10 protein-coding genes are annotated in these 14,829 nt (G+C 38.4%); 7 read left to right on the top strand and 3 right to left on the bottom strand.

Translation table 11 applies throughout. The features are described from left to right. Nucleotides 1-9 precede the first annotated feature (9 nt). The 7 genes from LGZ98_RS14780 (at nucleotide 10) to LGZ98_RS14810 (ending at nucleotide 10,922) form a co-directional block, all read left to right on the top strand. Entirely contained in the window at nucleotides 10-2,484 is a 2,475-nt protein-coding gene (locus tag LGZ98_RS14780; RefSeq protein ID WP_113043874.1) for a fimbria/pilus outer membrane usher protein, read from the top strand. Between the two features lie 11 nt (nucleotides 2,485-2,495). Continuing rightward, nucleotides 2,496-3,602, top strand: coding sequence for a fimbrial protein (locus LGZ98_RS14785; protein WP_229015779.1), 1,107 nt, complete (start codon nucleotides 2,496-2,498; stop codon nucleotides 3,600-3,602). Between the two features lie 1,271 nt (nucleotides 3,603-4,873). Next, nucleotides 4,874-5,662: a protein bax gene (locus LGZ98_RS14790; RefSeq protein WP_113043875.1), complete on the top strand. Its 789-nt coding sequence runs from the start codon at nucleotides 4,874-4,876 to the stop codon at nucleotides 5,660-5,662. A 377-nt stretch (nucleotides 5,663-6,039) separates the two neighbouring features. Next, the gene (locus LGZ98_RS14795; RefSeq protein ID WP_113043876.1) at nucleotides 6,040-7,461 is read left to right on the top strand and encodes an MBOAT family O-acyltransferase; all 1,422 of its coding nucleotides are present in this window, start codon (nucleotides 6,040-6,042) and stop codon (nucleotides 7,459-7,461) included. Next, nucleotides 7,448-8,584 (top strand): SGNH/GDSL hydrolase family protein, encoded by a 1,137-nt coding sequence (locus LGZ98_RS14800; protein WP_113043877.1) that lies wholly within the window; start codon nucleotides 7,448-7,450, stop codon nucleotides 8,582-8,584. Before LGZ98_RS14795 ends, LGZ98_RS14800 begins: the two co-directional genes overlap by 14 nt. After that, the gene (locus LGZ98_RS14805) at nucleotides 8,571-9,791 is read left to right on the top strand and encodes an SGNH/GDSL hydrolase family protein (RefSeq protein WP_113043878.1); all 1,221 of its coding nucleotides are present in this window, start codon (nucleotides 8,571-8,573) and stop codon (nucleotides 9,789-9,791) included. Before LGZ98_RS14800 ends, LGZ98_RS14805 begins: the two co-directional genes overlap by 14 nt. A gap of 210 nt (nucleotides 9,792-10,001) precedes the next feature. Then, nucleotides 10,002-10,922: a GNAT family N-acetyltransferase gene (locus LGZ98_RS14810; protein WP_113043879.1), complete on the top strand. Its 921-nt coding sequence runs from the start codon at nucleotides 10,002-10,004 to the stop codon at nucleotides 10,920-10,922. A gap of 110 nt (nucleotides 10,923-11,032) precedes the next feature. Here the strand turns inward: LGZ98_RS14810 and gntU are convergent, their stop codons facing one another. The 3 genes from gntU to gntR form a co-directional block, all read right to left on the bottom strand. Continuing rightward, nucleotides 11,033-12,370, bottom strand: coding sequence for a gluconate transporter (gene gntU, locus LGZ98_RS14815; protein ID WP_113043880.1), 1,338 nt, complete (start codon nucleotides 12,368-12,370; stop codon nucleotides 11,033-11,035). Further along, nucleotides 12,370-12,909, bottom strand: coding sequence for a gluconokinase (gntK, locus tag LGZ98_RS14820; protein ID WP_113043881.1), 540 nt, complete (start codon nucleotides 12,907-12,909; stop codon nucleotides 12,370-12,372). The genes gntU and gntK overlap by 1 nt, the downstream gene beginning before the upstream one ends. 167 nt (nucleotides 12,910-13,076) lie before the next feature. Then, nucleotides 13,077-14,072, bottom strand: a complete 996-nt coding sequence (gene gntR, locus LGZ98_RS14825; RefSeq protein WP_112879097.1) for a gluconate operon transcriptional repressor GntR — start codon at nucleotides 14,070-14,072, stop codon at nucleotides 13,077-13,079. Between the last annotated feature and the right edge of the window lie 757 nt (nucleotides 14,073-14,829).

The following is a 14,829-nucleotide window of genomic DNA, read 5'->3' on the forward strand; positions in this document are numbered from 1 at the left end:
GCATAGAACATGATAAGACAAAAAATTAGTCCGTTAGCTCTGATAATAGGTCCCCTTCTGTATACAGATTGTTTATGCTATGCCACAACATTTAATACTGATTTTCTGGTTGGTGAATCTGCGAAAGCGGATTTATCCCGATTTTATACCACTTCAGAGCTACCCGCTGGCCGTTACGGTATTGACATATATCTGAATAATGACTGGAAAGGAAGATTTGATATTAATATCCAGAACGATGGCAAAGATATTTACTTACTCAATGAAGATCTTCCTAGGTTAGGTATAAAAATTGATAAAAACCAATTACCAGAATCAAATTTATCCAAAGATGAAATTCTTCTTACTAAAATAATACATGAAGGAACCGCTAATCTCGATGTTCCTAAACTCAGCCTGCATCTGGTCGTCCCGCAAGCATATATCAAAAACGAGCTAAAAGGCTATATCGATCCTGCGTCCTGGGACAGAGGTATCCCCGGAGCTATGCTGTCCTACAATGCCAACTATTACCATACCCAAAATAGGAATAAACAAAACCGTAACCGTGAAAATGAAGATAATGCTTACGTGTCACTTAATAGCGGTTTGAATCTATTTGGCTGGCAATTACGTGATCAATCCTCTTATCACTACACACATTCAAATGGTGATAAATGGAGTAACAATACCCGTTATCTGCAACGAGGAATTTCATCAATTAATTCAGAATTTCGCATTGGTGATAGCTATACATCAAGCGATTTATTCGACTCTTTCCGCTTCCGAGGTATCAATTTGAAAACAGATATGCGTATGTACCCAGATGCCTGGCAAGGGTTTTCCCCTATCGTCCGGGGAGTTGCGCAGACTAACGCTCTGGTAAAAATCACCCAAAATAATATCGTTATTTATCAAGGTAATGTACCACCCGGGCCGTTTGCTATTGATGCTATTTTACCAACAGGTTCAGGTGGTGATTTGCTAGTTGAAGTGACGGAAGCAGACGGACGTACTAACAGTTTTACCGTCCCCTTTTCATCCGTTCCTAATATGATGAAAGAAGGTCTTGGCAAATATGATATCAGTGCAGGTAAAACACATATTGCCAACAGTCGTTATAAACCAAACTTTTTTCAAGCCAGCTACCAATATGGTTTTAATAATGTCCTGACCGGTTATACAGGCACCATTATCAGCAAAGATTATTACTCACTACTGTTAGGGAGTGGCTTTAATCTACCCATTGGCGCTGTATCAATTGACGTTTCGCAGTCCAGCGCCAAATTTGATAATAGCCCAACCATGAAAGGCCAAAGCTACAAATTAGCTTATAGCCGCTATATCCCACAAACAAAAACAAATTTTTCGCTGGCGGCTTATCGTTATTCAACTAAAAATTATCTCACCCTAATCGATGCGCTTGATCTGCATGACTGGATAAGCAACGGATATAACCAACAATACTATTCTCATCAAAAAAATACCTTTAATATCAATTTGAACCAGAATCTTGGCAGTCGTGCAGGTTCACTTTTTCTTTCGGGAACATTCCGTGATTATTGGGGAACCCAGAATAAAAGTAGAGAATATCAAATGGGGTATTCCAACAGTCTGGGAAAAATCAATTATTCCCTGACAGCAAGCCGTGTCCGATACAATATCAATGAAACAGAAAGTAAAGAGGAACAGCGCTACTATCTGATGCTGTCTGTTCCTTTTGAGTTGTTTGGCTACCCTGCCTATTTGACCAATAATGTCTCAATCAATGAAAGTCACTATGACAACAGTAACTTAGGATTAAGCGGCAGCGCAGGCCCAAACAACCGTTTAAATTACCACTTCAACATTTCAGATCAGAAAAGTGGTTCGACAACAACCAGTGCAAATTTGACCTATAAAACATCCGTTTCCACATTGAGTAGTTCTTATAGCCAATCCAAGGAGTACCGCCAAATGGGGCTTGGCGCAACCGGCAGTTTAGTTGCTTATCGAAGCGGAATTCTGGCTGCTAATCAAGTTGGGGAAACTTTCGCCATCATTGACGCACCGGGCACAGCAAACGCTTCTGTGAATGGTGATAAAAGCATGGTGACAAACAACAGCGGTAAGTTGCTGATACCTTATCTTTCTCCTTATCGTAAAAATGCCATCATGCTAGATACCAGTGAAGTACCAGAAGATGCGGCTGAACTTATCGGTAACATCAGAGATGTTGCGCCATATTCCGGTGCGATTACCCATATCGGATTTAAAACAGACCAGCGGAAGGCTTTTGTCTTCTACGCCGCTCAGGCTGATGGTAAACCTTTACCTTTCGGTACTGAAATTGTCGATTCAGAAGGTAACAGCTTAGGATACGTTGGTCAGGGTAGTATGGTTTTCCTACGTGTAGAAAAATTACCACAGCAAATTTATGTCCACATCGGTCAACTAGGCGAAAAGAGCTGCATAATAAATAATCCACAACCTGAAATGGGTTCAACCGCCAATATTTGCCGTTAAAGGAGAAAATAATGAAATTTAAGCCATTGTATCTTAAACCATTGTACCTTAAACCATTGTATCTGGCGGCCATAATCAGTCTGAGCAGTAGCATAGCCTATGCAGATTGCCAACCCAAATATGCAATACCGGCACCGGCAATCCTAGTTGATATGACAGATCATCTCACTCTGAACAGTAATGCAACCTGGATACTCAACACCCAATATTCTGGCTATTTTACATGCACAAGAAATTCACTATGGAAACAAAACTCTGTCGCTAACGGTTCGCCTTTTACTAAAAACAAAGTTGTTTTAGGATTCAATGGTGGCAAAAATTATGCCGAAGTAACTATCACGAATCTTTCTCCTAGCAACAATATTAATCTGGGAAACAGTAACGACACATACCCTGCCAGCAAATTGCAAGCCCAATTTACACTTAATGTAAAGCTACTGAGTGGCAGACCCGGTGGTAGTAATATTCACGTCTTTTCCGGCAATTCCGCAACATTAAAAACTGCTGTAATTGCGATGGATACCACCAACTTAGGACTCCTTGATGCCATTCTCCGTTTCGCTACCGATTTCCTGACCTTTATTCTTACCTGGGAGTGGCCGACACATTCTGAAGATATATATTATCAACCCATCACAATGATTTTTAATCACAGAGATACAACTTGTCACTTCTTAAATGCGGGATTGACAGTGAATCTACCAAAAGTCAACCGCATTAGATTGCTTAACGGAACAGATAAAGGAGAAACACCTTTTACCCTTAACTTTGAATGCAAATATCTCCAAAACGGTAAAACTTCACGCTCAGTTAAAGCTTACCTGAGCAGTAATAATCTGCTACCAAATGACAATCGAACTTTAATTGACAGCAAAGCAGGTGCCGCTAAAGGTGTTGGCATCCGTGTTTCTCAGACAAGTGATTCAACGCCGATAACTTTCAGTGCTTCGCAATCCTCATCCCACGGCGCAACACGACTATTCAGCAAAAACTCCGGTAATGTCATCGATAAACACTTTACCATCGACCTTAATGCCTACTACCACGTTTATGATCCCCAAAACATCATAGCAGGGGAACTGAAAGCAACTTCTGTACTGAACTTTGAATACAATTAATCAAGAGGCAAAGGAGATGTCTCTTATTTCCCTCATTCGAATTAAAATTTTATGTTTCAATAAGTAATAATTTGTAATAAAGTGTTTCTATCGAAAAATTCATTTACATTTATAACCTACCCTGAATTGATGTAACACAATGATAATCCTAACATTAAGTAATCATTCAAACTCGCTTAATTTATCAATAAAATAGTGTAATTCTATGAAAAATAGAAAAAACATACTTTCACTTATCAATAAAATTAAAAAAAAACAATATCAAGATAATATTTCCAAACCTTGTTAAATAATAAATAAAAATAACAATCAACCAGAAACAAAAATATATATTAAGGATAAAAAAATACAAAAAACCACATAAGCAGAAAAATAAAACATATGAAAAAAATTCAATCACCATTAATTAAAAATGAAATAAATTTATTAAAAATCAATGACATAAAAATAAATCACAAATAAAAACCTTAGGGGAAAATATAATCACACGTAATATAAAAATGTGAGAAATAATTTAATCTAGCACGAGAAAAATATAAATTTAATTCTCCAAAAACACCTTTAATATAAAAATAGAAAGATAAATATTTATATTATCAACAAATAAATTATTAAATTTTCTTTATTCTTATATACACCTCCATTATTATATTCTTACAATATCACCCGCAGTAAATATTTGTAACACATTGTTACTTATTTTAACTTAACATTTAGAACCATATCGAATATCCTGCACCGCACCAATAACAATGGATCTATTATAAAATTAGCTCAAGCCTGACAGATACGACTTAGTTTTAGCTCACAGAGGAAAGAGACCATATCGGTAACGGGTTACCTTTTTATGAAAATGATACTTATTCTTATAACGGCAATATTAATATCAATTAGTTTATTACTCGCTGCGGTGTTCTTACGATTGGCAGTACTATAATTAACAGTACTATATAAAACTAAGTTCAATCACTTCCGATATTATACTAGCTGGTTTACAAATCACTTTTCTTTTGATAAAGCGACTTACAGGCACAAAATTAACTCAAAAATCATGATCATATCTGATGAATAATTCAACCTAGGCAGGCAATATTTTGTACACAAACAGCACATAACCATATATAAATTAATAAAAAACCACAGAACAAATTAGCAAAATAATAATTTTCATTCCAGAAAATATATTTATGAATCACTAATAACTCTGGCTATGCTGGATTTATTTTGCTAACATCAGCTTGTTTTTTATTCAGAGCAAACGAGGAAAAGCAATGCCCTCTCAAACGATGAGGACGACTGCCATCTTCGCTTTCTTTATCTCACTATTGTTTTCCGCTTTTAGTCATGCTTCAACTAGCACAGCTAAAAGCATAGAGTATTCTCACAATGGCATGCAAAGCAATTTGCCAGATTTGCGAAAATACCCTTCGGGCACCCTACGTAAGAAAGCGTTTTTAAATGTTGTTGTCCCTGTGATTGATCAACACAATCAACAAATTATGCAGGAACGGAAATGGCTACTGGAACACCAAAATGCCAAGCATTGGTCTATACAGAACATCAAGCGCCTGCAACAAATTTGTAAAAACTACAACGTGAGCTGTAGCAGCTCGCCTAAAAAAGTTAACTGGAACAAGCTACTAAGTCGTGTTGACATCATCCCAACCCATTTTGTTGCCACTCAGGCCGCAACAGAATCTGGTTGGGGAACATCTAAGCTTGCACAACAGAACAACAACTTATTTGGTATGCGTTGCGGTAATAACTGTAAGAAAACCCAAGGTAAGATAAAAGGTTATTCCACCTATCCAACTATCAATGATTCGGTCAAAGCCTATATGAGAAATATGAACACCCATAACGCTTATGAATCATTACGTGCTTCACGCGCCAAGCAGAGAAGCCTTCAGGAATCACTAAATACCAGCAAATTGATTGATAATCTTGAAGGATATTCACAATTGGGTTCAACTTACAACAACTACCTGCACAAAGTATTTAACAGCAATAAAGGGCTTATTACTCAGGCGCAGAAGTTAGCTAAAAACGATCACGAGTAAGTGCCAATCTCAATAGGCGTAATTGTTGCTTGTTGCAAGCTATTTTTATCAATGAACCGTGAACACGGACAGCGCGGAAAAACCGGAACGTACATGTACATGTAGTACGTGAGGATGACTCGCTTCGCTCGCCTTACGGGCCGCACTAAAGTGCGTTCAAAAGCGCATGCTTTTGTCTGAGCGCTGCCCGGGTTCGCTCTTTATGGCAAAGAAGGGCACATAAAATAGCCTTATTGGGACAAGCAGTCACTATGGAATGGATGATTTTCTTATATCCACCCATTTGTTCTTTTCATTGACAGAATGTTTAGATTAAATACTATAGTATCCCTCGATATTAACCTGTATTGAGATAAAATGATTGACCAGAGTTTAATATGAATTTCTTTTCTTTTGAGTTTCTTGGTTCCTTTGTTGCTTTCTTTCTCTTGTATTGGATGCTACAAAAACATGCGAAAACACAAAACTACCTGCTGATAATCGCAAGTTATCTGTTTGTCTTTTCCTTTAATCCGCTTTTCACCGGCATCCTATTTGGCTATACGCTATTTATTTATCTTTTAACAAACATAGCCAGCAAATTTCTATCCAACCGCATCACGTTTACTATCCTGACAATAGGTATTCTGGGGTGTTTCACTCTATTCAAATATTATTCTTTCTTTCAAGAAAGTCTCCAACAAGCGTTTGTCAAATTTGGCTTGTCCATAGATTTACCCGTACTAACACTACTCGTCCCTTTGGGTTTATCTTTTTATGCATTTCATTCCGTCAGCTATGTCGTTGCTGTCGTAAGAAAAGAAATACCCAAAGCATCATTTCCTGATGTCGCTTTATATCTATGCTTTTTTCCGAGTATTGTTGCCGGACCAATAAACCGAGCTAAAGATTTCCTGCCTCAAATCCAGATATCATCAAGAGTGATCATTGAACCATCAAGAGCCATATTATTAATTACATTGGCAATAACCAAACTATTTTTGTTCAGCTCTTATTTATCCGAAAATTATGTTAATCCGGTTTTTGATGATCCCGTCAGCTACAATGCAGGGCAAATCTTGGTTAGTATCTATGCCTATGCCTGGCATATCTATTTTAATTTTTCTGGTTATACCAATCTTGTTACTGGATTAGCATTACTCCTTGGATTCAGAGTACCTGAAAACTTCAATGCCCCTTATCTGGCTGAAAACTTACAAGCCTTCTGGCGCCGTTGGCATATCAGTTTATCTGAATTTATCCGTGATTATATCTATATTCCTCTTGGTGGTAATAAGAAAGGATTTGTACGTAAAAATCTCAATTTTTTTGTTGCTATGGTAATCTCTGGGTTATGGCATGGAGCCGGAATTAATTTCATTATCTGGGGAGCTATTCATGGATTGGGATTAATAATCCTAAATGTTAAATATCAGTTATTTCCCCCAATAGACAAAAAGAATCAAAATATTCCCCAAAATCCAGTCATTTCATTTTTATCCAGAATCATCACTTTCCACTTTGTCTGTCTGGCATGGGTTTTCTTCCGTTGTCCTACTCTAGATGATGCAATAATTCTATTAAATCAATTGATATCATCAAATTTATTTCACTCGATAATAGCCAATAGTGGGTTGTTACTGATGTTCTGGGGACTCTTTATTATTTATCCGTGGCTGATTAATCTAAAAATAATGGTTGAGAAAATGTATTCTCAGATTTCATGGATATGCTACCCAATACCATTAGCGATTATTCTGACTTTGGTATTTATGATTTCACCACAAGGAATACCAGGATTCATTTATGCCAATTTCTGAATTCAAATCTAATTTAAAAACGGCCGGGCAAGTTATTTTTATCGTAATATTAACTAGCCTACTGTTAATCTGGCTAAATCATCGTTCACTGGATAGATTCTGGCAACAAGAATATCACCAGCAAAGTCTTTGGGCGACTTTGCAAGGCCATCCGCTCTGGGATTTCGGTGATAACCTGGAACAAGGTGTACTCGCTGCGGGGGAAGCTTTCATGTCACATACTACCAGCAATAACAGTAGCAACCATCAGCAAACTCTCCAAGAAACTGATATCACACTGCCTGCGGATTTTCAAATTGGACTCAAGCTCCTGAGTGGTTATCCCTCTCCTGTTACAAATCTGCCTGCAATTTTCCCTGAGTTATTACAGAAATCTCCCCATACTCATCCTGTTAATTCACCAATACCCCATAATTTAAGAAATAATGTTTCCCCCAGCACAGTTATCGCTAAAACCAACGTAACACTGACAGCCAAAGATAAAGTGCTGTTTGCTGGAGATTCAATGATGCAAGGTATCGCTCCCCATCTGAAACGTCGGCTCTACCGGGATTACAGTATTTCAAGTATTAATCTCAGCAAACAAAGTACTGGGCTTGCTTATCCCAGTTTTTTTAATTGGCCGGAAACTATCAATAAAACACTGGAAGCCAACCGTGATATCAAGCTAGTTGTTATTTTTTTGGGGCCAAATGATCCCTGGGATATGCCACCAAGACATGGAAACATCTACCTGAAATTCGCCAGCCCTGATTGGGAAAACCTCTATCGCCAGCGTATCGAAATGGTCCTTACCGCAGCACGTAACCACGGTGCTGATATTATCTGGGTTGCTCCTCCCAATATGCGACAGAAAAAACTTTCTGCCAGCATGAAATATCTGAGATCCTTATATCAATCGGAAGTAACGAAAGCTGGAGAAATCTATGTTTCTGTTAATGATATTTTCAAATATCATGCAAATGATTATTCCGATTATGTCGGCGACAATAGTAACAAAATTAAACTCAGAAGCGGTGATGGTATACACTTTAGCTTGAAAGGCCAGCAAGCTATCTCAGATAACATATTTTCATTGATTAAATTTATTCAGGAACCCGCTAAACAAAATGAAAATAATTAAACAACTTCGTCGGCGATACCAATCTGCTGGCATTAGTCTGGTCATCACACTCTCTTTAAGTTTGATATCGTGCCATAAACAAAAACCATTGCCGTTGCCAACACAACAGTCTGCAAAAGAGAGCCAACAGCTAATAGACTTTGGTGAACCGAATTTAGCTTTACTGGCGGATAAACTCCACAACAGCCGCCATAATCAACTGCATTTTGTTCAGATAGGAGATTCCCATACTGCCGCAGACTTTTTTACCGGCAAGCTTCGCTCTTTATTGCAACAACGTTTTGGCGATGCAGGGATTGGTTTTGTTAGCCCAATTAATGTACCTGGTCAACGTAACGCTATGGTCAGTATGACCGATGATAAGCAGCAATGGAAACTCACCACCAGCCGCAAAGATAATCGGCCTGATTTTCCTATCGGCGGTGCAATTGCAGAACCCAATAGCCAAATAAGTCAATTAATTCTAAGACTGTTTGCACCATCCCATGACCGCTATCAACTCAAAACGTTATACCAAGCATCGGGTGATGCTCAGATTCTGGTACAATCTGCAACCAAACGAATACTAAAATTACCGGCAACCCATGATCACTGGCAATTTTCTACTGAAGAATCAGTTACATTCCCAGTTAATATTATGGCGATACAAAATAATCAGTTAAAATTAGGCGGCTGGTTTATCAAACGTAAACAACCAGGTATTATGTTATCTGCCTTGGGTATTAATGGTGCAACCATTAATATGATGGATAAATGGCAGCCAAAATGGATTGATACATTAGTTCAAATGCATCCTGATATGGTGATCCTCGCCTATGGCACAAATGAGGCATTTAATCATTCGCTGGATTTATCAAACTATCGCCAGCAACTGGAAACTAAGATAAAGCAGATTCGTAATCAGTTACCACAAACAGTTATCCTTATCATTGGGCCGGGTGATTCTTTGAAAAACAACCAATTTACAAGTTGTATAGCACAACAACCAACAATGTTGGATAATATCATCCATACTCAACAAAAAGTCGCTCAAGATCAGCACACACTATTCTGGAACTGGCGTGCATATATGGGTGGAAAATGCTCAATTAGGAGCTGGGCGCAACAAGATCTTGCTCGTCCTGATTATGTTCACCTTTCAGCCGCAGGTTATGAACGCAGTGCTGAAGCTTTATACCAACAGTTAATAGATGTTCTCGGTCAATAAGCAACAATAAGGCTTGATTGGGAATAGTACTAAATACTTATCTTGTTTTTAGTGCAGAAAAATTAAACTTATAATCTTAGATTTACAATATGTATGAGCTCACAAGAAACCCATTTAATAAAGACAAACTATCTTTTTTGTTGTATTTAATGCGTTGAAAATAAGTTTATACCATGTGTAAAACATAGCGTTAAAAAGAGTATTTAAAATATGATTTTTCCCAAAAAGTATCCTCTCAGCTCTATAAAAAGGCTCATCTCCGGCTGGAAAGAATGTAGTTTCGAACGTTACCAACAAGCGTATTCTCTCTATGGTGGTGGAATATCTACTCATCCAGATATTGTACGTTTTTTAAATGAAAAATTTGGCAATAGTTTTATCTTTTACGTCAAAGAAAATCCACAAATAGAAAACGTTATCGAAGGGGCATACTTTACATGTAAAGATCATCATCTGGCAGCAAGTCACCAAAAGGACTACTATTTTTTCAGTTACGATGAAATTCTCTTCCCTATCGCCAAACATCTAAAAACTATCATCCCTGGGAAGTCAAAAACCATATCGCCTCTGCACAAAGAAAACTTCGTCAACATCTACTATGGCCGATTAAACAAGCGAACAATATGCCTTGCTAAAGAAGATTTTTCTTATAAAACAAGAAGAAATCGGAGTAATGAAATTAATAAATTTAAGCGTGCAGGCGGAGAAATACATCAAATTGATGATTTCACCTGCCAGGAATTTGTTGATATTTACACCACACTGTACGAAAAACGGTGGGAAAAAAAACACAGTGAAGAAGAAAAAGGAAAATTAACCGAACTATATACCGAACTCAAACAACATCTGTACGGATGTGTATTAACTATCAATGGAACCCCAGCAGCCTACGATTTAGTTATAAAATCAGACAGCCCTCAATGGGTTTCATTCGATGCAGTAAACGGTGGATACGATCCTGAATACGCTAATCTCAGCCTTGGAAGCATTGTCATGTGGTTAAATATTCAAAATGCTTCAACGCTCTGTCAGCAAAATCAAAAAACGATGCGCTATTCTATTGGCAAACCTACTTTCTCCTATAAAGATCGCTGGTGCAATCGCCATCCATTAGCGAGAACGCTGTTCTAGCTTTATTAATCATCTGCATAGTTGGCTTATCATCCGCCTTCTATAGAAGGCGGCATTATTTAACGCCGAGAAAAGCACTTTAAATTTTAGCTATTAAGATGGCAAAAGAGTTACATCACAGCAAAAAAAATCATCCCTACAACGGCACCTGTTATTCCAAGAATAGTTTCCATAATTGACCAAGTTTTCAGTGTTTGAGATTCTGTTGCACCAGTAAATTTACCAAATAACCAAAAGCCTGAGTCATTAACATGGCTCAATACCAAAGAACCACCCGCAATACAAATTGAAAGAGCTGCAAGCTGGGCACTAGAATATTCCAGAAGATCAACAACGGGCAAAATCAGACCAACAGTTGTCAAACAGGCAACAGTTGCAGAACCTTGAATAACGCGTACTGTACCAGCAAGGATGAAACACGCTAATGCAATAGGCAGCCCTGCCCCAATCAATGCGTTTCCCAAAGCAGGACCAACACCAGAATCCACTAATACTTGTTTGAATACACCACCAGCCCCAGTCACCAATAAAATAATTCCAGCCGGTTGAATAGCCGAAGAGCAAATATCCATCACTTTTTCTTTACTCATCCCACGGCGAATTGCCAAACCATAAATAGCAATCAAACAAGCAATCAAAATCGCAGAAAATGGATGACCGATAAATTCAAGCCACTGATACAACTCAGAACCCTGTTCAACAAAATTCTCACCAATAGCCTTTAACCCAACCAAAGCCAAAGGGAATAGAACCAGTGACAAACTCAAACCAAAAGATGGCATCTTACCTTGACCAAGGCTTGGCTCACTTATATCCACGGGCAAATCCAGAGTGACATACTTACTGATAAAATTACCGAAGATTGGCCCCGCCAGTAACATCCCAGGAATCGCTGCACTGATACCGATCAAGATCATCCAGCCAAAATCAGCATTCATCTGTGAAGCCAACAACATCGGTGCTGGACCAGGTAACAAAAATGCTGCGGCGGCTGCGACACCAGCAAACAGAGGAATAACCAGCTTCACTACATTACCGCCAGTACGACGCGCGACTGCGAACGCCACACCAATTAATAAAACAATAGCTACATCAAAGAACAATGGCAAAGCACAAACCAGGCCAGCGATCCCCAATGAATAATGAGCATTCTTTTCACCAAAACTATTTAGTAGTTTAATCGCAATCTGATCCAGTGCGCCTGTTTCATGCAGAACTTTACCAAACATCGCCCCCAGTGCGACAACAATAGCCAGAAAACCTAACGTTCCTCCCATTCCTTCTTGCATTGTTTCAGCAATTTTATCCAGTGGCATACCAGAAAAAACACCCGCTCCCATAGAAACCAGTATTAACGCAACAAAAGCGTGGATTCTGGCCTTCATCACCAAAAACAACAGTAAAAAAACAGAACCCACCGCTGTCAGCACTAAGGTTAAAGTACTCATTATTTTCCCCCTGAAATGACATTATTAATTATTCTTATCGAGTGATTTATCACTTCATCAAGAGATGATCTAATGTCAACCAGATAAACATCCTGTTCATCACTCCCCGGCTCTTCTAATACCTCAAACTGAGATACCAACATTTGAGATTTAAAAAAATGATCTTTACGTGCCTTCAATCGACTTTCAATTAAATCAAAGTCGCCTTTCATATAAAGAAATGACAGATTCTTATTATTACCACGCAGTATATCCCGGTAATGTTTTTTTAAAGCAGAGCAAACAATCAGGGAAACCGGGTTTGTGCGTTGCATAGCAAAAATTGCATGATTCAGTGATTTCAACCAAGGTTCACGATCTTCATCATTCAGTGCATAGCCTTCAGCCATCTTATTAATGTTAGATCTTGGGTGTAAAAAATCACCATCTAAAAAAGCAGAATCCAATTTATAGGCCACAGCACTGGCAACAGCAGATTTACCACTACCGGATACCCCCATAAGCACAAAAACATGATTCGAATGTTGGGTATCGCTCATATAAACTCCTCAGCGTAGATATTTTATCCACAAATGTTACCGGTAACTGTTATCGGTAACATTATCAGAAGTAGAGACGAAATTCGCAACAACACGGAATATTCAGGAAATATAAATGTGATATTTATCACAAATGAGTTCAAAAAAACGCAAATCCAGCAGACCGATTAGATACTCTCTCCCAGAGATAACTGAAAGCCGATATCAATCATTTTTTGCGGTAAATGTTCGCCCTTCAGCCGAGCCATTAATAATTCGGCAGCCCTCCGCCCCAATAAGTCACGAGACGTCAATACACTGGCAAGTTTTGGTGTCATCACCTGACCAACATCATGACCATGAAAGCCAGCTATCGCAATATCATGTGGTACAGCTATCCCTTGACGTTGGCACTCGAAAATTGCTCCGATTGCGAGGTCATCGTTAGTGCAGAATAGACCATCAACATCAGGATATTTTGTTCGTGCTTCATTCAGTAACTGTCCCCCTAATGTGTAAGAAGAGCTGTCTGGTGTCATTATCTTACCTGGCTTTAACCCGGCGCTTTTCATTGCAGCTTCATAGCCCTCCAGACGAATAATTGTCCTTTCATCTTGTCTCGCACCAAGATAAATCACCCGCTGGCAACCACGCTCAATCATTGCCATTACCATCTGCCGAGCTGCTTCAAAGTTGTCAATACCAACTGCCATATCAAAACAAGGAGAAACACAATCCATCAGTTCAACGACAGGGATACCAGCCGTTCCCAACATCTTTAAAGTTCGTGGAGTATGAGTACGTTCTGAAAGAATCAAACCATCAATATTATAGGAAAGTAAAGAAATCAAACGCTCTTCTTCTTTTTCTGAGCGATAGCCATAGTGGGCCAACATAGTTTGATAACCATAACTATCCGTCACATATTCGATACCACGAATAACCTCCGCAAAAACTTGGTTAGTCAAAGAAGGCAATAAAATACCAATAGCATGACTAGTGGAATTAGAGAGAATATCCGGTACTTTATTTGGGATATAGCCTAACTCATCTAAAGCATCCGCTATTTTCTTTCGCAATTGCTCAGAAACTTGATCAGGATTACGCAAGAAACGACTTACCGTCATTTTAGTTATACCAACACGATCAGCAACATCTTGTAAAATAGGACGTTTTTTCTTCATATTTCAACGCAATATAGAATGAGTAAAGTTTAGAATAATAAACGTAGTGTTATGATATATTTATACACTATAAGGATACATTTTTTTAAAATTTAGTCTGGCTGTGAAACTGTAATCCCAATTTATTTAGTGTATCGTAAAATCTTATCCTTTAGAGTGGAGATATAAGACATATTTTTTTGTGACCAGGAGGATTTCGCCGCTGATATATTACCGAATGATTTAGAGCAATGGGCCACCACAACCAGCAAGAACCACACCATGACAATGAATAAGAACTTGAAAATTGCCAAACTTATCAAAATCAGAAGCAGAGACATTAAGCCAGCTTAGGAGAAATGTCCAGGCGAAATTAAGGTTTAATCATTCAATGCTGGCTCAAACTTGATATGAACTACGTCGTCAGCTTAAGTACAAGTAGGCATTCAATTAGGAAAAAACTCTCGTTAACTTATGCCAATTAAGAAAAAGCTGAGGCTCTCTCTAATTTACTGTCCGGAATTAGTTGACCACTACAGGTTAAGATGGCTTATTAAAGCCGAGTGGTTTTTTAGGAACATCTGGCGCGGAACTCATCGAGGCGCGGGCATCCTTGCCTATAGTGACGCCGGATAGATTTAAGCAAGCCCAAAATTCATCAAAATGCGGGTTGCAAAAACGAGGGTGGTCATAGATTTAATCTTTCATATGGAAAAATAAAATGATACAGACCCTGATATGCAAAAATCCCCAGCGTTCGCTGAGGGTTTCTACGGTA

The sequence above is a fragment of the Photorhabdus kayaii genome (assembly GCF_025384895.1).
GTDB classification, from domain to species: Bacteria; Pseudomonadota; Gammaproteobacteria; order Enterobacterales; family Enterobacteriaceae; genus Photorhabdus; species Photorhabdus kayaii.

Excerpts from the sequence above, each read along its gene's own strand:
- LGZ98_RS14805 (WP_113043878.1), top strand. The coding sequence starts at position 8,571 with ATGAAAATAATTAAACAACTTCGTCGGCGATACCAATCTGCTGGCATT.
- LGZ98_RS14800 (WP_113043877.1), top strand. The coding sequence starts at position 7,448 with ATGCCAATTTCTGAATTCAAATCTAATTTAAAAACGGCCGGGCAAGTT.
- gntK (WP_113043881.1), bottom strand. The coding sequence starts at position 12,909 with ATGAGCGATACCCAACATTCGAATCATGTTTTTGTGCTTATGGGGGTA.
- LGZ98_RS14795 (WP_113043876.1), top strand. The coding sequence starts at position 6,040 with ATGAATTTCTTTTCTTTTGAGTTTCTTGGTTCCTTTGTTGCTTTCTTT.
- gntR (WP_112879097.1), bottom strand. The coding sequence starts at position 14,072 with ATGAAGAAAAAACGTCCTATTTTACAAGATGTTGCTGATCGTGTTGGT.
- LGZ98_RS14810 (WP_113043879.1), top strand. The coding sequence starts at position 10,002 with ATGATTTTTCCCAAAAAGTATCCTCTCAGCTCTATAAAAAGGCTCATC.
- LGZ98_RS14780 (WP_113043874.1), top strand. The coding sequence starts at position 10 with ATGATAAGACAAAAAATTAGTCCGTTAGCTCTGATAATAGGTCCCCTT.
- LGZ98_RS14790 (WP_113043875.1), top strand. The coding sequence starts at position 4,874 with ATGCCCTCTCAAACGATGAGGACGACTGCCATCTTCGCTTTCTTTATC.
- LGZ98_RS14785 (WP_229015779.1), top strand. The coding sequence starts at position 2,496 with ATGAAATTTAAGCCATTGTATCTTAAACCATTGTACCTTAAACCATTG.
- gntU (WP_113043880.1), bottom strand. The coding sequence starts at position 12,370 with ATGAGTACTTTAACCTTAGTGCTGACAGCGGTGGGTTCTGTTTTTTTA.